The organism is Brevibacterium sp. HMSC22B09 (assembly GCF_001806795.1).
GTDB classification, from domain to species: domain Bacteria; phylum Actinomycetota; class Actinomycetes; order Actinomycetales; family Brevibacteriaceae; genus Brevibacterium; species Brevibacterium ravenspurgense.
On sequence record NZ_KV786013.1, the window covers coordinates 95,130 to 116,166 of the forward strand.

Consider the following 21,037-nt stretch of genomic DNA (forward strand, 5'->3'; position numbering starts at 1 on the left):
CCATTTCTGCATTCAGGAGCTCACCGTGTCGACGACAATCGACAAGGCCGCGCAGACAGCGCCGGCCGAAAAAGACGAAAAGAAGGCCGCACAAACCGCTCAGGCCAGTGCGCAAAACGACGAAACAACAGACCAGACCCAGCCGAAGAAGCGCTGGGAAATGCCGCACCTGCTGTGGCTCATGTTCATCATTCTGGGCGCGGCCACAGCCGCCGGCTATCTCATTCCCGCCGGGGAATATCAGAAGAACCCCGACGGCTCGATCAACCCGGACGACTTCCGCTACCTGGAAGACCAGTCGCCGGTCAGCCCCCTAGGCGCACTCATGATGCTGCTGACCGGGGCGGTCAACATGGCCCCGGTTGCCTTTGCCGTGCTGTCGGTCGGGGCGAACGTTTCCGTGGTTTTGGAATCGAAGGCGTTTGAGAATCTGCTCGATTCCACCATCTACAAACTGCAGGACAAGAGCACGCCGCTGCTGGTGTCGGGACTGTTCTGCCTCATGGTTTACATCGGCGGGTTCTCCGGCAATGACGCGCTGATTGCGATCGTGCCGATCGGCGTTCTGTTTGCCCGCAAACTCGGCCTCGATGGGATCGTGGCCGTTGCGGTGACAACATTCGCCGCGCTCATCGGGTTCGGCACGGGACCCACGCACATGGCGGTGTCGCAGATGCTTATCGGCCTGCCGCCATACTCCGGCTTCGGCATGCGCATGCTCATCATGAACATCTTCATGCTGGCGGGCTTGGCCTTTGTGCTGATGTACGTGCGCCGTATTCAGAAGGACCCCACGCGTTCGCTCATGTGGAAGCACGGCTGGCGGCCGCACGGTGCTCTTGCTGCAACGGGCGCCGAAGGTGGTGAGGCAGCTGAGGCTGGTGTTGACGGAGAGGCTGCAGGGGACGCTGCAGGCGAGGCTGACACGGTGGCTCCCACGAAGCTGCAGATGCGCTCGGTGCTTGTGCTGGCGCTGTTCATTGCGCAGTTCGGTGTGGTTGTGGGCTATTCGCTTCTGGTGGATTCGAAGCAGGTCATCGAAGTGATGTTTGCAACCAACCTGGTGTCGGCAATCATCATCGGCAAGGCGGCGGGCTTTGAGTGGAACCCGCTGGCGGAGTCGATTGCCCGCGGTATTTCCAGCATGGGCTTCATTGCCATCATCATCGGCATGGCAGGCTCGATTTCCGGCCTGCTGACGGAAGCGAAGATTCTCGACACGATTGTCTACACGCTCACGCTGCCGCTGCGCGATGTGAGCCTGGGCTGGTCGGCAGTGCTTATGGTTCTGCTGTTTGCGGCGATCAACTTCATCATTCCGTCGACCGCGGCGAAGGCTGCGATTCTCATTCCGCTTCTTGCTCCGATTGCCACAGCTCTGGGCATGCACCACCAGCTGGCGCTGCAGGCCTTCCAGCTGGGTGATGGTCTGACGAACATCCTGTCGCCGGTGCTGGCGTGGCTGGTCGGTTCGTGCGTGACCGCCGGTGTGCCGTATCTGACGTGGGTGCGCTGGGCCGCACCGAAGATCGGTGTTTTCCTTGTGATGTCCGCTGCTCTCATGTTGGGCCTTACGGCACTAGGCTGGACGGGAGGAGTGGCGTGACCAGCCACACGGATGAACTGCAGTCGGGTCTGGCGTTGATCCGACAGGAGGATGTATGACTGACCGCGAACAGCGACTTGTTGAACTCGAAGAGAAGTACCTGCCGGATGAGCTTTTGGAGCGCTTCCGGGAGCGTGCCGCACAGTATGACCGTGATAACGCGTTCTTCTTTGAAGATCTGGAAGAACTTGAACAGCGTGGCTATCTGACGCTGTTTGTGCCTGAAGAACTCGGCGGGCCGGGTTTGGGCATGAACGAGGTTTCCCGTCTGCAGCAGCGGCTGGCGACTGCCGCCCCGGCAACCGCGCTGGGCGTGAACATGCACTTTGTGTGCACCGGCATGATGCGGGCCATGTGGAATCGCGGCGATAAGTCGCTGCAGTTCGCGCTGGAAGAAGCGCGTGACGGCGAGGTTTTTGCCTTCGGTGTTTCTGAGCCGGGCAATGACTGGGTTCTGCAGGGCTCGAACACGAAGGCCGTGCCGCAGGAGGATGGTTCTTACCGTCTGTCGGGCGTGAAGATCTTCACGTCGATGACGCCTGCCTGGACCAGGCTGATTGTGCACGGCAAGGATGAAACCGCCGCCGATGGTCCGGAGCTGGTCTACGGTTTCCTCACCCGCGGTACGGAGGGCGTTAAGTCTTCGGACGACTGGGATGTTCTGGGTATGCGCGCTACGCATTCGCGCGCCACGATCCTGGAGGATGCTGTTCTCGAGGCTGACCGGGTTGTGCGCCACATCCCGGATGGTCCGAACCCGGATCTGCTGACTTTCGGCATCACCGCGAACTTCCAGCTGCTCATCGCTTCGGTGTACGCGGGTCTTGCTCGCCGTGCTCTCGAGGTCGCTTCGGAGGCTCTACGCAAGCGCCGTTCGGCTAAGAACGGGGGAGCGCCGTATACGGAGATCGGTGAGTTCCGCGTGCGTGTTGCCGATGCGGCTCTGGAGTTCGCTGCAGTGCCGGCCCAGTTGGATTCCTACACGCGTGATTTCGATGAGTGTGTGGACTACGGTCCGGCGTGGGCGCAGCGCTTTGTCTCGGCTAAGTACATGGCGCAGAAAGCTGCCAGGGCGAACGCCGAGGCGGCTCTGCACTGTGCTGGAGGTGCGGGCTTCGGGAATGCTGCCGAAGCATCGCGGCTGTACCGGGATGCTGCCGCGGGCATCTTCCATCCGCCAGCTCCCGAGGTGTCGCGAGCCGTATTCGCCAACGCTTGGCTGGATGACTGAGCTGGTGTGAATGACGGTGGGCGCTGTGCGGAAAGCACAGCGCCCACTGTTTTTGTGTTCCGTCTAATTCGCAGTAGTGGACTGAATAACGGCCTTAGCGCGCGGAAACACGTTGGTTAATTGTGGTACGAAGGCCGTGCTCATTTTCTGAGCTTGTTGGGCTGAGGTTTGATAGCAATGACGGAGATTCGGCGCGGAGTTTGGTTCCACAGCTGCCGGACGGTCTTAACGCGCCTGTTCATCACAAGCGCGAATATTGCAAAGGCTCCTGCAGGTACTGAGATCAATAGGCCGAAAGGAAAACCTATGAGACCCAGGAGCACAATTGACCAGAGGGTCACCTGAAGCAGAATGGCCACTGCTTTGGGATATGTTCTTTGAACCATCTTCGCCGAGGTTTCAAACTTCTTTCCATCAAATGCGAAGGTTACCCACCACTTTTTTGGAAAGTCGTCGAGGTTTCTGGCTGGGTCGTTCCACCAGCGCAGATCGCTGTTAACTAAAGGGGACGGCCCGGAAGAGCTTTGCAGGTTGCCTTGACGTGCTGTTGCACGATTCTGCGGTGCGGGACGATGCGGCAGCGTTGGTTTGGTGCTTTGGGTTTTCCGCGGCTTAGACTTCAAACCCAGTTCCCGCAGTGCATCCTCGCCGTTGAGAACGCGAATGCTGCGTCCCTCCGCGAGTGCCTTCGCTGCCGCCTTCTCTTTGCCGGTTCCAAGCTCCAAGCCTTCGACAGGATTCCCTGTGTGCTCGGCACGTATCAGCACGGTTGTTTTCTTTGTGAAGTTCAGGCGAGGATATGCGCCGACTTCGGCGATTCTGTCGATGACAGTGTCGCGTGGCACGTCGTCAAAAACTCCACTGATGACGACGGTTTCTCCATAAAACGGGCCGTCTTGTGGTGCGCCACTGTTGGCCTCGGGAAGATCTGCGACGCGTTGATACTTCGAAGACGTAAATCTCGGACGCACAGTTTCCGATTCGCGAACAGGGGTGAATGCGCGCAGTTGTGGCACGCCTTGCCACACCTTTTCAAGGGTGGATGCCCTGCGTTGTTTGGCAATAGCAAGTATGACCGCAGCTGTTGCGCGAGAGTCGGCGCCTGCTGTGTGTGCATTGTCTAGTGGAATCCCATATACCTTTGCTGCATGACCCAAGCTGGCATTGCCGTAGCCAAGTTCTTGGCGAACCAATTGGAGCGAACAGAGCCAATTGAAACTGGGATGGTCCAACCCGACAGCTGTGCAGGCTTCGTAGTAGGCAGACCGGTCAAAATCCGCGTTATGCGCAATAACTGGAAGACCTTGAAGTAGCCTTCGCGTTACCGTGTCGACGAAGTCCCATGTCGGAGCATCCGCAACATGCTCAGGTTCGATTCCGTGGATCGATACATTGCGAGGGTCGAAAGTCCCTAAGCCGGTCGGCGGGACGACGTAAGTTTCATACGTTTGCTCGATTTGTCCGTTACGAACGATCGTGACACCGAGCTGACAAATCGAAGCCCGACTGCGGTTAGCGGTCTCCACATCGAGAACCGCAAAGTTGAGCCCGTTCATGTGCATCTGCCCTTTCACTGTTTTGAGTAGATTAGCTGCCCAGGTCTTGCCAACGAGCTGGGATCCCGGCTGGAGGCCGATTGCCACGTCAACGCGTGGCTGATTGAGGTCCTGCGAAGAGCGGTTGCCGAAGTGCTCTGACAACAGAGTCTCGATGCCGCTGACACACCTGATGTTGACCTGGTGTTCAGGCGTGAGTTGCTTCACAATATGCTTGAACTCTGCGGAAGAAACACTGCCGCAGGCTTGGGACAATTCGACTCACGGTCGCAGCACCGCGGATGCGTGTTTCCCAACATTCCGCCAGTGCCACGCCAACACGGCGTGCACCCTGACAGTTAAGAAGACAACATGGAGAAGTACACACCCGCCGTTGACGCCGTCGCGGGTTCAGTTACTGCATCAGCACTCGTGGGGCTCATCCCGCTTCTGGTGTTCTTCGCAGCGCTCGTCGTCCTCAAGCGCTCGGCCCACGTTTCGGGTCTCATCGCTCTGATCACCGCGATCGTGGTGGCCGTCGCCGGCTTCAAAATGCCGGTCGGCTACGCACTGATGTCCGCACTGCAGGGTGCGGCTTTCGGCATTATGCCGATTGCCCTCATCGTCATCTTCGCCATCTGGCTCTACCAGCTGACCGTCATCAACGGCCGCTTCGAAGACCTGCGCAACATCTTCGACCGCGTGGGCCACGGCGACATCCGCGTCCAAGCCCTCCTCATTGCATTCTGCTTCGGCGGTCTGCTTGAAGCGCTCGCCGGCTTCGGGGCACCCGTCGCGATCACCGCGACCATGGTCATGGCACTGGGCATCAAACCGCTGCGCGCAGCCGCCGCGGTCCTCGTAGCCAACACCGCACCCGTCGCCTACGGCGCCATCGGCACGCCCATCACCACCGCGGGCAAACTCACCAACATCGACCCCAACATCATCGGTGCGATCATCGGCCGCCAATCACCCATCCTGGCTCTCATCGTCCCGCTCATTCTGCTGTACATCATCGACGGTCGCCGCGGCCTGAAAGACCTGTGGCCGATTGCCCTCGTCACCGGCTTCACCTTTGCCGTCTTCCAGTTCCTGTCCTCGAACTACTTCAGCTACGAACTGACCGACATCGTCGCAGCACTCGGCGGTCTGGGCGGAACCATCCTGTTCATGAAGATCTGCGAACCCAAGGGCTCAATCGAAGCGCGTGAGCGCCTGGGTGTCGCAGAACCGCCGAAGGCGGAAAAGATCAGCGGCGAACGCACTTTCTTCGCCCTGTTCCCCTACCTGGCGCTCATCGTCGTGTTCGGCATCGCCAAGCTCGTGCCGCCGGTCACCGCGTTCCTCGCATCGACCGACGTCAAGATTCCCTGGCCTGTCATCCACGAAGCTCTCGTCGACGAAAACGGCGCAGTCCGCGACGCCACCGTGTTCAACTTCTCATGGCTGTCCTCACCTGGTTCGCTGCTGCTGATCACCGGCATCATCGTCGCCATCGTCTACAGCTTCTGCACCTCCGGCGGCAAGTTCCCCTCACCCCTGGGCGCCGCGGCCAAAGAACTGGGCAACACCTTCTACCGCATGCGCTGGGCAGGACTCACAATTGTTCTGGTGCTGTCGCTGGCCTACGTCATGAACTTCTCCGGACAGACCATCTCGATCGGCGTGTGGCTGGCCGGAACGGGTGCGGCCTACGCTTTCCTGTCCCCGCTGCTGGGCTGGATCGGAACCGCCGTCACCGGTTCGGATACTTCGGCCAACGCGCTGTTTGCCAAGCTGCAGCAGACCGCTGCCGTCGAACTCAACGTGCACCCCGAACTCACGGTTGCCGCAAACACCTCCGGTGGTGTGGTCGGCAAGCTCATCAGCCCCCAGAACCTTGCAATTGCGGCCACCGCCGCAAACATGCCCGGCCAGGAGTCGGTCATCTTCCGCAAGGTCATCGGCTGGTCCGTGGTGCTGGTCCTGTTCCTGTGCCTGCTCATCGGCCTGCAGTCCACCCCGATCCTCGGCTGGATGCTTGCGGGTCTGGACCTCGCTCCGATCGGCGGCTGATCGCTGCAGCACACACCTGGGACGGCGCGGTCACCGCGCCGTCCCTTAGTGTTTGAACTGTAAATTTTGTGTGAAAGGCGGGGACGATGAGCTTCTGGACGGTCATGTGGGTGATCTGGCTCGTGGTGTCCTACACCATCAAAATCATCGCTGTGGGCGTAGTGCCGGAAAACCGCAGGCCGGGAGCCTCAATGGGGTGGCTCATGGCCATCCTGTTCATCCCGCTGATCGGCGTGCCGCTTTTCATCATGTTCGGCAGTCCCTACGTCAACGACCGCCGACAGCGCATCCAAGCTGAAGTCAACCAGCTCCTGGAGAAGGGAACAAAAGACGTTCCCGACTGGCCCGAAGGCTACGAACCCGCCAGTGACTTCGCACAGATTGTCCAGCTCAACCGCCACCTGACCGGCTTGCCGATGGTTGATGCCCGCAAACTGAGCATGTCCACCGACTACCGCCAGGCGTTTCATGACATGGCAGATGCCATCGACGCTGCTGAATCCTATGTGCACGTCGAGATCTACATCATGTCGCGCGACGCCTACACCGAGCCGTTCTTCCAGGCCCTCGGCCGAGCTGCGCAGCGCGGTGTCAACGTCCGCGTTCTGCTGGACCACATCGGATCACGCAAATACGACGGCTTCCGTGACATGCAGAAATGGTTCGACAGTGTGGGCATTGACTGGGAGCTCATGCTTCCCTTCCTGCCGCTGCAGGGCAAAATGCGCCGCATCGACCTGCGCAACCACCGCAAACTCGTCGTGATCGACGGGCGGGTGGGCTTCATGGGCTCCCAGAACCTCATCGAATCCGCCTACGGATCCCAGAAGAACCGCGAGGCGGGCCGCCACTGGAACGACCTGTGGGTCAAAATGTCCGGCGAGGTCGTCGCCGAACTCGAAGCTGTATTCGCAACCGACTGGTACTCCGAACGCGAAGAGGTCATCGACATCCGGCCCTACGACTTCGACGGACGGCCGGTGCCGGAGTTCGAAGGCAAAGATGCGGTCGTCCAACTGGTCCCATCGGGGCCGGGCTTCAAAACCGAACCGAACCTGCGCTGCTTCACATCGCTGATGTACCTCGCCGAAAAGCGGCTGTCGATTGTCAGCCCCTACTTCGTACCGGACGAAACGATCAAAGCTGCCATCATCACCGCCGCCCACCGCGGGGTCGAAGTCGAACTGTTCGTCAGCGAAAAAGCTGACCAGTTCATGGTCGAGTACGCCCAGTCGTCCTACTACGACAACCTGCTGGAAGCCGGCGTGCGCATCTACCGTCTGCCCAAACCGCAGATTCTTCACACCAAGTGCTTCATCATCGACGACGACTACGCCGTCTTCGGATCATCCAACATGGATATGCGCTCCTTCAGCCTCAACTACGAAATCAGCCTCATGTGCGCTGAGGGCGATTTCGTGTCCGGTATTTCTGATGTCGTCGAGGAGTATCGGGCCAGGTGCACGGAACTCACCTTGGATGAATGGCGGGAGAGGGGCCTATTCCGCCGATACCTGGAGTCCCTGTTCCGCCTGACATCAGCACTGCAGTAACGCCGGTCGCACCGGACGCGATAGATTGAAGGCAGTTCTCATGCAAAGGAGCACAGAATCGTGAGTGAAGAAAACGGGCCCGTCATCCAGCAGCGTGGGCTGTACCTTGACGAAATGGAAGTCGGTGCAGTGTACAAGCACGCTCCCGGTCGCACCATGACAGAAGCGGACAACACGTGGTTCACAGCCGTGACCATGAACACGCAGGCCCTCCATCTGGACGCCGCGTGGTCAGAGCAGCAGCCCTTCGGCCAGCGCCTGGTGAATTCCATGTTCACACTCGCCACCCTCGTGGGCCTGTCGGTTTCTCAGCTGACCCAGGGCACCATCGTCGGAAACCTGGGATTCTCCGAAGTTTCGTTCCCCCACCCCGTGTACCACGGTGACACGCTGTACGCCGAAACGAAGATCCTGGACAAGCGGAACTCCAAGTCCAGGCCCGGACAGGGCATCGTCACACTCGAACACATCGGCCGCAACCAAGACGGCACGGTCGTTGCCCGAGCCGTAAGGCAGACGCTCATGTTCACTTCCGACCCGAACGCCAACACGGCAGGCAGTGACGCCGCCGAGTGACCCGCCCATACTGAGGAGACAACCATGCCGACCATGAAACCCGCCTGGCTTTTCGTTCCCGGCGACCGCCCGGACCGCTACAAGAAAGCCGCCGAGCGCTCCGACATCGTCATCGTCGACTTCGAAGACGCAGTGGCCCCTGATGACAAAGCGGCCGCCCGCCGCGCCTTCGTCAACTTTCAGAACGGCCCTGATGCTCTGAGCCCGGAGCGGACTGTCATCCGCGTCAACCCAGTCGGCTCGCCGTCCTTTGCCGAAGACCGCAAGTTCATCGGCGAACTGTCCGGCGGCTACAGCTACATGCTGCCCAAGGTGGAAAGCGCTGAGGACACCGAAAAGCTTGCCGGGCTCAAGGTGATTGCGCTGATCGAAACCGCAAAGGGCGTTCTCAATGTCGGCGAGATCGCCGCATCGCCGAACGTGACAACCCTTATGTGGGGTGCCGAAGACCTCACTGCCGACCTCGGCGGGGGATCCTCCCGCAAGGCCGACGGCACATACCGTGACTTCGCCCGCGTGGCACGCGCCAAGATGCTGCTGGCCGCGAAGGCCAACGGCAAGTACGCGCTCGATTCGATCTGGGCGGACATCCCGAACCTCGAAGGTCTGCGAGCCGAAGCCGAAGACGCCGTGGAATCCGGCTTCGACGGCAAGGTGTCCATCCACCCCAGTCACATTGAGGTGGTGCGCACGGCGTTTGCGCCGACCGCAGAGCAGATCCACTGGGCCCTTGGCGTGCTGAAAGAAGCCGAAACCTCCCACGGCGTCTTCCAGTACGAAGGGCAGATGATCGACGAACCTCTGCTGCGTCAGGCCCGCCGCATCCGCTCACGCGCCTAAGGTCCGCACCTGAGCTTTTGTGCCCCGTCCTGTGTCAGAGGGATGGGGCACAATTGTGCTTATGAACCCGATTGTCGAGCAGGTTGATGCTGTTCTGCGCGCCGCACAGGACAACAATGGTGTGGCCCCTATCGTCCAAGCCGGTGACCCCGTGCTGCGCCGCCCGGCTGCCGCCTACTCCGGACAGCTGTCTGATGAACAGCTTTTCGGTCTGCTCGAAGTCATGCGGGCAACCATGCACGCGGCCCCCGGCGTAGGGCTTGCCGCACCGCAGATCGGAATCGGAGTGCGCATTGCGGTCATAGAAGACCGGGTTCGGCTTCCTGAAGACCAAGCCCGCGAAAGGGAGCGCACGCCGCTTCCATTCATGCCGCTGATCAACCCCAGCTGGCAGCCGCTGAGCAATGAACGCGCCGCCTTCTTCGAAGGCTGCCTGTCCGTGCGCGGCTACCAGGCCGCGACAACCCGGTTTGCCCACGTGCGACTGCGCTCAGAAGACCCCGACGGCAACGCCAACAGCCGCGATTTCCGCGGCTGGCCGGCCCGCATCATCCAACACGAACTCGACCACCTGGACGGCACGCTCTACCTGGACCGCGCCGACATCCGCTCACTGACAGCCGACGACAACCGAGACCTCACCCAGGGAGATCCGACAACCGCAGCGCAGATGCTCGGTTTCAGCCTCCCTCCCCACACACCACAGGAGAACTCATGAGCTCATTCATATCTTCGCTGCGCCGCAGGGCGGCAGACTCTCTTGCCACAAGCGGCAATGCGATTTCGCTGAACCTTGGTCCAAACGGCAGCCTGCGCACACTCGGAGCCGATGTCCTCTACAGCGTGGCCGCCGGCCTGCGCCCGCGCCACGTGGGCAGCAGCGGCCTGGCTGGTGCAGTCGTTTTCGGTGGCCTTCTGACGGCAGCGTCTGCTTTGGAAGTACAGCAGATCCGCGAAGACCACGCGTGGGCACTTTCCGTCGGCGACTCCGAGGCAATCGTGACCGCTGAGGAAATCGGCATCGCCAAGCTCAACACGTACCTCAAATGGGCAGCCCCTGTTATCGGCGTGGCTTCTGCCGTGCTGTGGCCGGTCAACGTGAAGGCCAACGACTGGCTCGATGCTCGGCTGCGCCGCTGGGGTGTTGCTTCACCGGCACTCGTCACAGGTCTTGGAACTTTCGTTTTCAGCAGGGGAGCGCGCCTTGTTGAGAATGCTCTCGAAGACGCGGATTACCCGCTGCCTGACGGCGAACCAACCGTCGTGACTTTGCCACCGGAAATCCTTGACCTTCTGCAGCGGATCGCCGACCCGGCAATCTCGCCCCTGCCGCAGGCAGCCGAGCAGATTCAGAAGCAGCTGCGCACCGCCTCGTTCACGGTGTGGGCTGACGATGATGAGGGCGTCGAGGACGGCGCACTCACCGGTGATGCCCTGCTGAACCGCGAACTGGACTTCGTCAGCGTGGACAACGGCAGTGACGAAGCAGGCCCCATCGTTCCGCGCTCGCACACCTACCCCGTACGCGGCCGCGTGAGCGTGGACGGAACCGACTACCTGGTCGAGCTGATGATCGAGGAAGGCCGGCTGCGGGAAATCATGTTCTTCATCGACTGGGACGAAGAAGGCGTCGACCTCGAAGACGTTGACGCCGATTACAGCCCAGAGGACGAACCTGACCTGCTGACCGTCGCACAGTGGGCAAGCGTCGCTGAGGACGCGCAGATCGAAGTCGAACAGTAAACCCCGCAGGGCCGCCGGTGGAATAGCCCAGGAGCGTGCGAGGTTATGTCGAATATGAAGACGCTGACGCTTGCCGCCGGATGCTTTTGGTGCCTGGAAGCCGTCTACAGCCGTACCCGCGGAGTCAGCCGCGTCGAATCCGGCTACATCGGCGGTGACATTCCCGATCCCACCTACGCACAGGTGGCGTCGGGAATGTCGGGGCACGCAGAAGCCGTGCGCGTGACGTTTGACCCGGCCGTCGTGCCGGAAGATGTCATCCTCGGCATGTTCTTCACCGGGCACGACCCCACGAGCCTCAACCGGCAGGGCAACGATGTCGGCACGCAGTACCGTTCGGCCATGTTCTACGAAGACGCGGAACAGAAACAGCGCTTCCAAGACGCCATCGCACACTGGCAAGAGCTTTTCCTCAGGCCGATCGTCACGACGCTGGAACCCATGAGCCGGTTCTACGTGGCCGAAGACATCCACCAGAACTTCTACGGGCGCAATCCGGGCAACGGCTACTGCATGTTCGTCATCGACCCCAAGCTGGCGCAGGCACGAGCCCGGTACGCCGAATACATGTACTGACAACACGTGATCGAATGGAACCTATGACAACCCCGGAAGAACCAACAGCGGCAACACCCCGCCGCCTCGACCCCGTCGAATTCACCGACCCGGTCCTCACCGCCATGAAGAATCGCCGCTCGGTGTCCAAGGTCGGACCCGAAACGCCGACCGATGCGCAGCTGCGCGACCTGCTGGCCGCCGTCACACCGGTGGCCGACCACAAGGCGCTGCGTCCGTGGCGGCTCATGACTCTGCGCGGTGATGACCGCGTGGGCCTTGCAGAGGCACTTGATGAAGCCGACGGAACCGTCCGCCCCGCAGGGGAAATCAACCCCAAGCCGTTTCGCTCCGAACTGCTCATCGCGGTCATTGCCGACCACATTGAGCACCCCAAGGTTCCCCAGTGGGAACAGCACGCCACCGCCGCCGGTGCCGCCCATCTGCTGGAACTGGCCCTGTGGCAGGCCGGCTGGGGCGTTATGTGGCGCACTGGCTCGAACGCCAACGCCGAACCCATCCGCCGCTTCCACGGTCTGAAGGACAGCGAACTCATGATGGGCTGGCTGTACGTGGGCGACGTGGAACCTGAATTCCACGAGCGACTGACTACGTCCAGCAGGCCGCCGCTCGACCCGGATGTCTTCCTTGACACCAAACAGGGGTGGTCTTCACGCCTGTGAAGAAGAGAGCTAAGTGGCGCGGGCCGAAAGTTGCGATGCCCGCGGACATTTGGGTGCTCATCAGCGCTGCGTTCATCGTGGCGATCGGCTTTGGCATCATCGCTCCGGTGCTGCCGCAGTTCGCCCACTCCTTTGATCTGGGCGTGACCGCCACGACGATCGTGGTGAGCTCTTTTGCGTTCTTCCGCCTGCTCACCGCGCCCGCTGGCGGCCGCCTGGTCAACACGTTCGGGGAAAGGCCCATCTACGTTGTGGGCCTGCTCATTGTGGCCGCTTCGACCTTTGCCGTGGCGTTTGCCCAGTCCTACGAGCAGCTGCTGTTGTTCCGCTCTCTCGGCGGCATCGGCTCGACCCTGTTCACGGTGTCAGCCATGGCGCTCATTGTGCGGATCGCCCCGTACAACGCGCGGGCTCGCGCCACCGGCATGTACGCGACCGCGTTCCTGGTGGGCAATATCGCCGGCCCCGTCGTCGGCGGACTCATGGCCGGCCTGGGCATGCGGGTGCCGTTCCTCATCTACGGCACCGGTCTGGTCATTGCTGCTTTGGTGGTGCACCTCAAACTGACCACCGGACGGAATGACGAGGTGGAGGGCCCGGTTTCGCAGGGCGCACACGAGCCCGCTGGGGTCGGCAGTGATGATGCCGCCGACGGACCCGTTTCACCGCAGGCTGCCGAAGCCGTCACCGCGAAGGAACGCCCAGACCGGCTGCCTCCCATGCGCTTCCGCGAAGCGTGGGCCTTCAAGTCCTATCGAGCCGCGCTTGTCGGCGCGATGGCCAACGGGTGGGGTGCTATGGGTGTGCGCACCGCCATCTATCCGCTGTTTGCGATCTACGCCCTGCAGGCCGGTGTTGCCGCTGCCGGTTGGGCGCTCGCCCTGTTCGCCGCCGGCACTGCTCTGTCGGTCAACACTCTGGGCCGGGCCGCCGATGTGTATGGCCGCAAGCCGTTCATCATTGCGGGCCTGCTGGTGTTGGGTGTTTCCACGATTCTGGTTGGCCTGTGGCAGTCGTTCCCCGTCTTCCTGATCTTGTCGGTCATAGCCGGCATCGGTGCGGGCACCGTCAATGCTCCGCAGCAGGCTGTTATTGCCGACATCATCGGGCCTGACAGGGCCGGCGGCAAAGTGCTGTCGCGCTATCAGATGGGCATGGACGTCGGAGCTATTTTCGGGCCGATTGTCTCCGGCTGGCTGGCTGACGCCTACGGCTACGGGGTCGCGTTTGCCGCGGCGGGAGCAGTTGTTGTGCTCGCCGGTATTCAGTGGTTCTTCGCCGAGGAAACCATGCCGGGCCGCAAGAAAGCCGAGGCTTAGAACCGAAGCTGGTTCAGCCCTCCTGGACGGGGGAGACCCACACCGCTTCGGCCAGATTTGGGGCGTATTCCAGCACCGCGCTGGGAACAATGTGCGCCCCGGGAACACATCCGTGATTGGCGGCTTGCGTAAGAATGTCGTTTTCGCTGTCATCCACGCGATCCACCCTGTGCAGCCCTTCTGCCGTGGCCTCGCCCAGCAGAACCGCGCGATCAGGGTGGTAAATGCGGCCGTGGGCATCGGGAATCGGATCGCCGTGCGGATCAGCCGTGGGGAATCCCATGAGCGCATCGATGCGGGACACGAACAGATCAGAAACAGCGTGTTCCAGTCGCTCCGCCTCGTCATGGACTTCCGTCCACGAATAATTGAGCATGCTGACCAAGTAGGTTTCGAGCAGGCGGTGCCTGCGGACCATCTGCACCGCGTGACGGCGGCCCACATCAGTCAGTCGGACCGGCTTGTACGGGGTGTAGGCGACAAGGTCAGCAGCGGCTAGGCGCTTGACGGTGTCAGTCACACTCGCAGACGACGTGCCGAACCTTTCGGCCAGGGCTTTCGTCGTGATGGGCCCACCACCCCACTCCTCGGCGCTCCAGATGGCCTTGAGGAAGTCCTGGGTGACCGGTGACAGATGTTCCAGTTCAGTGCTCACACCTTCACCCTATGCGTATTCGTGCATCTGCCGAAAGGGCTGCCGCTGCGGTCACAGCGGCGGTGCGGCGAAGGGTGTTTACACGTCGTAGCCCAAGCAGACCAGCACAATGAGCACCGCGTTGAGCGCCACAATGAGGGCTGTTGTCACCCACGCGGCAGCCTGCAGGGGCAGCGGGTTGGCGAATCGACCCATGATGCTGCGCCGGCCGGTGTAGATGACCAGCGGAATGAGAGCCGCGGGAATGCCGATTGAGAGCAGCACCTGCGACACGACGAGCGCGAACGTCGGATCGATGCCGAGCGCCAGAATGACAAGTGCCGGGATGAGGGTGGTGAGCCTGCGCCACAGCAGGGGGATCTGCATGTGCAGCAGGCCCTTCATGATTGAAGCGCCCGCATAGGAGCCCACTGAAGTTGAAGCCAGGCCGGAAGCCAACAGGCCGATGCCGAAGAGCACGCCGATGAACGGGCCCATGGCCTCTGTGATGGCCGCGTGCGCGCCCTCAATGGTCTCCGTGCCCTCCACACCGGGCAGTGCGGCCGCCGCCAAGAGCAGCATGGCGAGGTTGACGCCGCCTGCCAGGATGAGCGACAGGAACACGTCCCACCGGCTGGCCTTGAGCAATCGGGCAACAGTGCGTTCGGGAATGCCGGTGCCGAAGCGATCGCGGATGAGGTCCGAGTGCAGGTAGATGGCGTGCGGCATGACGGTCGCACCCAGGATTGCAGCGGCCAGCATGAGTGAGCGCGTGTCCTCGAAGCGGGGAATCATGCCCTGGGCCATGCCGGCGGGGTCGAGGTCGCTGATGAGCAGGCCGGCTGTGAAGCCGATCGTGATGATCACCAGCAGGGCGGTCACCAGTGCTTCGAACCATCGCTGACCGGCCCGGTCGGCGGTTGCCAGCAAGAGCATTGATACCGCGCCGATGATCATTCCGCCCCATACCAGGGGGATGTCGAACAGGATGTACAGGGCCACTGCGCCGCCGACGACTTCGGCGAGGTCGGTTGCTGCGGCGACGAGCTCCGCCTGCAGCCAGAAGGCTCGTCGGGCAGGTTTCCTCAGCCGCGCGCCCAGTATGCTCGGCAGGCTTTCGCCAGTGACCAGGCCGAGCTTGGCCGACAGGTACTGCACGATCATGGCGGTGAGATTGGCGGCAATGAGAACCCACACCAGCAGGTAGCCGTACTCGGCACCCGCGCTGAGGTTCGCGGCGACATTTCCGGGGTCTACATAGGCGATTGCCGCAACAAAGGCCGGACCCAATAGCCACACCAGGCGCTTGCGGTGAACGTGCTGGTGGCGAGTATCGCCGCGTGCGCCGCCGTCGTGTGCGCCGCCGCGGGAAAGGACCCTGTTTGCCATGAAATTAAGGTAGCTTAACTTCGGTGGGTGGCAAAATCGGGTCGCGGAGGTTTTCCCCACCCCAAGCGTGCAGTTAACCTCAAGGGCTTCGCCCAGCAGGTCTAATAAGATGGCCGGGTGAAAACACTGACTCGCCTGAGCCTGAAGAACCGTGCCCTCATCGGACTGATCACCGTCGTTGCGGTGATGTTCGGATTCATCGCCACAGCCCAACTGAAGCGGGAGCTCTTCCCTGCCTTCGAGCTGCCGCAGGCTGTCATCTCCGCCCAATACCCGGGTGCTTCTCCCGAAGCAGTGGAGAGCGAAGTCACCGACATCATCGAAAGCGCGATCAGCGGTTCCGAATCAGTCGAGTCAGTCAGCTCCACCTCGTCATCCGGTTCGTCCGAAGTAACAGCTGAAGTCGCGTACGGGACCTCGTCAGATGACATCGTCCGCGAACTCGAAGGCGCGATTGCCAAGGTCAAAGAACAGCTGCCCGACGGGGTCGACCCCGTCGTGTTCAGCGGTGCTCTTGATGAGTTCCCCGTGGTCGTCATCTCAGCCGCATCTGACGGTGACAAAGAAAAACTGGCGGATGACCTCAATTCGGTCGTTGTCCCAGAACTGAAGAAGATCGACGGTGTGCGCGCGGCCGCCGTGTCCGGCGCTGACATCAAACAGGTCAACATCACGGTTGATAAGAAGAAGGTCAAAGACAAGGGTGTCAGCGTCGACGAAATCGCCGGCGTCCTGCAGGCCAACGGCGTGGCCGCCTCGGCCGGTGAAATCGAAGGCGACAACGGGGACGCTCCCGTCGAAGTCGGCCTGCGCATCACAAAGCTCGACCAGATCCGCGATCTGCAGGTCACCGGCAAGGACGGCCCTCTCAAACTGTCCGAGGTTGCTGAAATCAAGCAGGTGCCCGCGCCGGTTGAAAGCATTTCGCGCACCAACGGGAAAGAGTCGCTCACCCTGGCGGTGACGAAGACCCCCGATGCCAACACGGTCGATGTCGCGAACGCCGTTCACGATGCCCTGCCGAAACTGCAGGACAAGGTGCGCGGCAACCCCGAATTCACCACTGTTTTCGACCAGTCCCCGTTCATTCAGCAGTCGATTGACGACCTCGTCCACGAGGGTGTGCTCGGTCTGGTGTTCGCGGTGCTGGTCATCCTCGTGTTCCTGCTGAGCGTGCGGGCAACCCTCATTACGGCGATCTCGATTCCGCTGTCGCTGCTGCTGACAATGATCGGTCTGTGGCAGACGGGCTATTCGCTCAACATGCTCACGCTGTCAGCGCTGACCATTTCGATTGGCCGCGTTGTCGATGACTCGATCGTCGTGATTGAGGCCATCCGCCGGCGCCACACGATGGGCGGCACAAAGTTCAGCAACATCCTCGCCGCCGTGGGCGAAGTCGCCGGGGCCATCACCGCTTCCACACTGACGACGGTTGCGGTGTTCCTTCCGCTGGTCTTTGTATCCGGCCAGACGGGTGAGCTGTTCCGTCCCTTCGCTCTGACCACCTCGATTGCCCTGCTGGCATCGCTGCTGGTGGCGCTGACGATCGTGCCGGTTCTGGCGTTCTGGTTCCTGCATGCGCGTGAATCCAAAGTGCGCCTTAACCGCGCCCAGAAGAAGGAAATCGCTGCCCGCCGCAAGGAGGGCCTGCGCGGCCTGAAAGCTGAGCGCAAGGAGCGCCGCCGTGCTGGCAAGAAAAGAGCTGTGGCGGCTGAGACCGCCGAGGTGGCGCCGGCTGCCCAGGTGACCTCCACCTCGTCCGCGGCTCCGGTTGCCGAGGTGGAGTCGGCTGATGCTGTTTCACCTGATGCCGAAAGCGAGATTGACGAGCTCGAGGGGCTGCGTTCGCCGGTCACCCGGCTGCAGAAGACCTACACGCCGGTCATCGGCTGGACGGTGCGCCACCCCGTGATCACGCTGGTCGCCAGCGTCCTGGTGCTGATCCTCACACTGGGCCTCGTGCCGCTTCTCAAAACGGACTTCCTGGGCGACATGGGCTCGGACACCCTTAACGCCCGCCAGCAGTTCCCCGCGGGTGTCGGCCTGGAGGAGGCCGGGAAGCTCGCCGAACCGGTCGAAAAGGACATCCTCGCCACGGAAGGTGTAGAGGATCTGAGCTTCACGGTCGGTTCGAGCGAGTTCGACATGGGCGGGGCTTCCGGTTCCGGCCGACTCAATGGCACCTACCTCATCAACCTGTCCGAAGGGGCCAGCGCTGACGAGGTCTCGCAGCGCCTGACTGAGAAGTTCAAGGATATGGACCCGGACAAGTCCGGCAGCTTCGAAGTCATGGACAACTCCGGTCCGGGTGGATCGACAATCGACATCACGCTGACGGCAAACGACACAGAAGCGCTGAAGAAGTCCGCCGAAAAGCTCACGAAGAAGCTTGAGAAGACCGACGGTGTGAAGAAGGTCGACAACAGCCTGCGCGCTGTCGGCGATGTCATCCACGTGGATGTGAAGCGCAAAAAGGCAGCCGAATACGGTCTGTCGGAAGCGCAGCTGGGCCAGATCGTCACCCGTGCAATCAACGGGCAGATCATCGGCCAGGTGGTTCTCGACGACGTCACCAACAGCGTGTACCTGTTCGACGGCGACGCTGAGACCATCAGCGATCTCGAAGACATCAAGCTCACCGTTATGGTCATGCCCGACGGATCGCCCGTCACGGGAGGTGCCGGTGCTGGTGGCGCAGGAGGCGCCGGGGGTGCCGGGGGTGCTGGTGGCGCTGGTGGCCCGATGGGCGGTGGGCGAGTAGCCCAGCCAGCCTCGAAGCCGTCCGATGCGCCCGGCCTGGGGTCGAACCCCGGTTCAACCGACCAGCCGCAGCAGCCCAACCCTGACAATGAGGGAGGGGAAGACGGTCAGCAACAGGCACCTCGTGAACCTGGGCAGGAAGGCGGCCAGCAGCCGCAGGCGCCCGGTGACGGCGGGCAGATGCCTGACGGGCAGATGCCGCAGATGCCTGACGGTCAGATGCCGCAGCAGCCTCAGATGCCCGAAATGCCGCAGGTGCCGGAGGTTCCGGAGTCTCCGCAGCCGCAGGAGAAGACGATCAAACTCAGCGAGATCGCCAACATCACGCAGGAGAAGACCGCCCCGGTCATCAGCCACTCCGACGGCCTGCGCTCGGTGACGGTCTCCGCTACTCCCGACGGCGATGACCTCGGAGCGGTGTCCGCCGCGGTGCAGAAGGCCGTCGACGACACGCAGTTGGAGCCGGGCGTCAGCCAGGACACCGGGGGCGTGTCCGCCGAACAGGAAGACGCCTTCAAGCAGCTGGGCCTGGCGATGCTCGCGGCGATCCTCATCGTGTTCATCATCCTGGTGGCCACATTCCGTTCGCTGCTGCAGCCGTTCATTCTGCTGGTGTCCATTCCGTTTGCCGCGACAGGTTCGATCCTCGCGCTGCTCATCACGAACACGCCCATGGGGCTGACGGCCATGATCGGCATGCTCATGCTGATCGGCATTGTGGTGACGAACGCGATTGTGCTCATCGACCTGATCAACCGCTTCCGCGCACACGGGGCGGACCTCAAAACCGCTGTGTTCCACGGGGCGCGCCTGCGCTACCGCCCGATCATCATGACCGCACTGGCGACGATCTTCGCGCTAACGCCCATGGCCATGGGACTCACCGGTGGCGGCGTGTTTGTATCCAAACCGCTGGCTCTGGCCGTCATCGGCGGTCTCGTGTCCTCGACGCTGCTGACCCTCATCCTGGTGCCGGTGCTGTACGAACTGCTTGAGGGCTTCAAGGAGCGTCGCGCTGAGAAGCGGGCCGTCAAGGACGGTGCGCGCGCCGCCGTCATTGACAAGGCCGAGGCGGAGGCTACGGGTGAGGCTGAGGCTCAGGCGGGTGCCGACGGTCGGCAGCCGGTGGGTGCTGCGGCTGGACAGACAGGAGCTTCTGGGGCAGCGAATGATGACCGTCCGACCCAGCCCATGCCGGCAGCCAAGCCAGAAAACGGAGGCGGCGATCGGCAGTGAGGTGAGCGGCACCTCGTCCGCGGGGAGGCTGGGAAGCCCCACCCGGTGGCGGGCGGAAGTGCTGCTGGTCGCGGGAGTTTCGCTGGGGCAGTCGGCGGTGTACGCCGTCGTGCGGCTGGCGGACATGCTCACGCGCGCACCGCTGAAAGACAGCACTGCGGGGCTCAACCACAGCCAGTCGACGCGGGAAGTTTTTGACCTGGTGTACCAGCTGCTGGGCATTGGGTTCACGCTCGTGCCGGTGGCGCTCGCGCTGTACCTCATGTGGCTTGACGGGCAGGGTTCCGTGCTCGAGCGGCTGGGACTGGGGCGCGGTGTTGGTCGTGGTGGTTCCGGTCGTGGCGGTGCCGGCCCGGATGCGGGGTGCGGTGCCGGCCCGGATGCGGGGTGCGATGCTCGTGGTGGCGGCACTGCGTCTGATGGTGTTTTGCGCGATGGTGCTCGGCGTGCCGCTTGGGGTGATGCCTGGCGTGCCGTCGGGCTGTTTGTGCTGATCGGAGCGGGAACGCTCGTTGTTTATGCCGCTGGGCGAGCGCTCGGTGTGACAGCGCAGATCTCGACGAACAACTTAAACGCCGCGTGGTGGACCGTGCCGGTTCTGCTGCTGCAGGCGGTGAAGAACGGCGTGCTGGAAGAAGTGCTGCTGCTGGGCTTCTTCTGGGATCGGCTGGAAAAGCTGCGCTGGTCGCCGTGGGCGATCATCGTGGGGCTGGCGGTTTTCCGCGGAAGCTACCACCTGTATCAGGGGTTCGGCCCCTTTGTGGGCAATGTGCTCATGGGGCTGATCTTCGGCTGGCTGTACATGCGCCGGCGGAGGGTGATGCCGTTCGTCGGTGCGCACTTCCTGCTGGACGCGGTCGGCTTTTTGGTGCCGGGCATCCTGCGCGGCTGAGTGCGCTCGGCGGCTGGGCCAAACTTGCGTGGGCGAATCCGCTCGGGCGCTGGGCCAGACTTGCGCGCTAATGCAGTTTCACGCGTTAATGCGGCGCATTTACGCGTGAAGTTGCATTAAAGCGTGAAACTGGGTTCGAACGGCGGCGCGCGTGGTCACGGTGAATTGCGTTTGGATGGGTAAAGCCCTTTCAGGACGGGGTGGCCCGCTTCGGCGGCTGGGCCAGACTTGCGCGGTAATGCAGTTTCACGCGTTAATGTGGCGCATTTACGCGCAAAGTTGCATTAAAGCGTGAAACTGGGTTCGAACGGCGGCCTGCGTTGTCACGGTGACTGCGTTCGGCTGGTAAAGCCCTTTCAGGACGGGGTAGCCCGTCGCGGCGGCTGGGCCAAATTTGCGCGCTAATGCAGTTTCACGCGTTAAT

At 62.1% G+C, this 21,037-nt stretch carries 16 protein-coding genes; 13 read left to right on the top strand and 3 right to left on the bottom strand.

From position 1 onward, the window contains the following. Window positions 1–25: 25 nt before the first annotated feature. On the top strand, window positions 26–1,606 hold the full coding sequence (locus HMPREF3087_RS05545; protein WP_070428379.1) for an AbgT family transporter: 1,581 nt from the start codon (window positions 26–28) through the stop codon (window positions 1,604–1,606). 55 nt (window positions 1,607–1,661) lie between these two features. Continuing rightward, window positions 1,662–2,837 (top strand): acyl-CoA dehydrogenase family protein, encoded by a 1,176-nt coding sequence (locus tag HMPREF3087_RS05550; protein ID WP_070428380.1) that lies wholly within the window; start codon window positions 1,662–1,664, stop codon window positions 2,835–2,837. A gap of 140 nt (window positions 2,838–2,977) precedes the next feature. On the opposite strand, the gene HMPREF3087_RS05555 is transcribed toward HMPREF3087_RS05550, so the two are convergent. Then, entirely contained in the window at window positions 2,978–4,600 is a 1,623-nt protein-coding gene (locus tag HMPREF3087_RS05555; protein ID WP_070428381.1) for an exonuclease domain-containing protein, read from the bottom strand. Between the two features lie 144 nt (window positions 4,601–4,744). Here HMPREF3087_RS05555 and HMPREF3087_RS05560 point away from each other — a divergent pair, with 144 nt between their 5' ends. From HMPREF3087_RS05560 to HMPREF3087_RS05600, 9 genes are all read left to right on the top strand, one after another. Beyond that, on the top strand, window positions 4,745–6,430 hold the full coding sequence (locus tag HMPREF3087_RS05560; protein WP_070428382.1) for an L-lactate permease: 1,686 nt from the start codon (window positions 4,745–4,747) through the stop codon (window positions 6,428–6,430). Between the two features lie 86 nt (window positions 6,431–6,516). Next, entirely contained in the window at window positions 6,517–7,983 is a 1,467-nt protein-coding gene (gene cls / locus HMPREF3087_RS05565) for a cardiolipin synthase (RefSeq protein WP_070428383.1), read from the top strand. Between the two features lie 60 nt (window positions 7,984–8,043). Next, window positions 8,044–8,559: a MaoC family dehydratase gene (locus tag HMPREF3087_RS05570; RefSeq protein WP_061940843.1), complete on the top strand. Its 516-nt coding sequence runs from the start codon at window positions 8,044–8,046 to the stop codon at window positions 8,557–8,559. Between the two features lie 24 nt (window positions 8,560–8,583). Beyond that, window positions 8,584–9,399 (top strand): HpcH/HpaI aldolase/citrate lyase family protein, encoded by an 816-nt coding sequence (locus tag HMPREF3087_RS05575; RefSeq protein WP_070428384.1) that lies wholly within the window; start codon window positions 8,584–8,586, stop codon window positions 9,397–9,399. Between the two features lie 61 nt (window positions 9,400–9,460). Further along, a complete protein-coding gene (locus tag HMPREF3087_RS05580) occupies window positions 9,461–10,117 on the top strand; it encodes a peptide deformylase (RefSeq protein WP_070428385.1) in 657 nt (218 codons plus the stop codon). Next, on the top strand, window positions 10,114–11,142 hold the full coding sequence (locus tag HMPREF3087_RS05585; RefSeq protein WP_070428386.1) for a hypothetical protein: 1,029 nt from the start codon (window positions 10,114–10,116) through the stop codon (window positions 11,140–11,142). The genes HMPREF3087_RS05580 and HMPREF3087_RS05585 overlap by 4 nt, the downstream gene beginning before the upstream one ends. 54 nt (window positions 11,143–11,196) lie before the next feature. Next, window positions 11,197–11,718 (top strand): peptide-methionine (S)-S-oxide reductase MsrA, encoded by a 522-nt coding sequence (gene msrA / locus HMPREF3087_RS05590; protein ID WP_070428425.1) that lies wholly within the window; start codon window positions 11,197–11,199, stop codon window positions 11,716–11,718. A 23-nt stretch (window positions 11,719–11,741) separates the two neighbouring features. Continuing rightward, window positions 11,742–12,380: a nitroreductase family protein gene (locus HMPREF3087_RS05595; protein WP_256173050.1), complete on the top strand. Its 639-nt coding sequence runs from the start codon at window positions 11,742–11,744 to the stop codon at window positions 12,378–12,380. A gap of 35 nt (window positions 12,381–12,415) precedes the next feature. Further along, the gene (locus tag HMPREF3087_RS05600) at window positions 12,416–13,699 is read left to right on the top strand and encodes an MFS transporter (protein ID WP_070428387.1); all 1,284 of its coding nucleotides are present in this window, start codon (window positions 12,416–12,418) and stop codon (window positions 13,697–13,699) included. A 13-nt stretch (window positions 13,700–13,712) separates the two neighbouring features. On the opposite strand, the gene HMPREF3087_RS05605 is transcribed toward HMPREF3087_RS05600, so the two are convergent. Both HMPREF3087_RS05605 and HMPREF3087_RS05610 read right to left on the bottom strand, forming a co-directional pair. Next, window positions 13,713–14,354: a metal-dependent transcriptional regulator gene (locus HMPREF3087_RS05605; RefSeq protein WP_070428388.1), complete on the bottom strand. Its 642-nt coding sequence runs from the start codon at window positions 14,352–14,354 to the stop codon at window positions 13,713–13,715. 78 nt (window positions 14,355–14,432) lie between these two features. After that, entirely contained in the window at window positions 14,433–15,722 is a 1,290-nt protein-coding gene (locus tag HMPREF3087_RS05610) for an Nramp family divalent metal transporter (protein WP_070428389.1), read from the bottom strand. A gap of 117 nt (window positions 15,723–15,839) precedes the next feature. On the opposite strand from HMPREF3087_RS05610, the gene HMPREF3087_RS05615 reads away from it, so the two are divergent. Further along, window positions 15,840–19,721 (top strand): efflux RND transporter permease subunit, encoded by a 3,882-nt coding sequence (locus HMPREF3087_RS05615; protein WP_070428390.1) that lies wholly within the window; start codon window positions 15,840–15,842, stop codon window positions 19,719–19,721. Next, window positions 19,654–20,613 carry a CPBP family intramembrane glutamic endopeptidase gene (locus HMPREF3087_RS05620; RefSeq protein ID WP_370919319.1) on the top strand — a complete coding sequence of 320 codons (960 nt, stop codon included), beginning with the start codon at window positions 19,654–19,656 and terminating at the stop codon, window positions 20,611–20,613. Before HMPREF3087_RS05615 ends, HMPREF3087_RS05620 begins: the two co-directional genes overlap by 68 nt. Window positions 20,614–21,037 lie beyond the last annotated feature (424 nt).

Coding starts and splice junctions, on each gene's coding strand:
- HMPREF3087_RS05595 (WP_256173050.1), top strand. CDS start 11,742: ATGACAACCCCGGAAGAACCAACAGCGGCAACACCCCGCCGCCTCGAC.
- msrA (WP_070428425.1), top strand. CDS start 11,197: ATGAAGACGCTGACGCTTGCCGCCGGATGCTTTTGGTGCCTGGAAGCC.
- HMPREF3087_RS05580 (WP_070428385.1), top strand. CDS start 9,461: ATGAACCCGATTGTCGAGCAGGTTGATGCTGTTCTGCGCGCCGCACAG.
- HMPREF3087_RS05560 (WP_070428382.1), top strand. CDS start 4,745: ATGGAGAAGTACACACCCGCCGTTGACGCCGTCGCGGGTTCAGTTACT.
- HMPREF3087_RS05575 (WP_070428384.1), top strand. CDS start 8,584: ATGCCGACCATGAAACCCGCCTGGCTTTTCGTTCCCGGCGACCGCCCG.
- HMPREF3087_RS05550 (WP_070428380.1), top strand. CDS start 1,662: ATGACTGACCGCGAACAGCGACTTGTTGAACTCGAAGAGAAGTACCTG.
- HMPREF3087_RS05620 (WP_370919319.1), top strand. CDS start 19,654: ATGATGACCGTCCGACCCAGCCCATGCCGGCAGCCAAGCCAGAAAACG.
- HMPREF3087_RS05585 (WP_070428386.1), top strand. CDS start 10,114: ATGAGCTCATTCATATCTTCGCTGCGCCGCAGGGCGGCAGACTCTCTT.
- HMPREF3087_RS05600 (WP_070428387.1), top strand. CDS start 12,416: ATGCCCGCGGACATTTGGGTGCTCATCAGCGCTGCGTTCATCGTGGCG.
- HMPREF3087_RS05610 (WP_070428389.1), bottom strand. CDS start 15,722: ATGGCAAACAGGGTCCTTTCCCGCGGCGGCGCACACGACGGCGGCGCA.
- cls (WP_070428383.1), top strand. CDS start 6,517: ATGAGCTTCTGGACGGTCATGTGGGTGATCTGGCTCGTGGTGTCCTAC.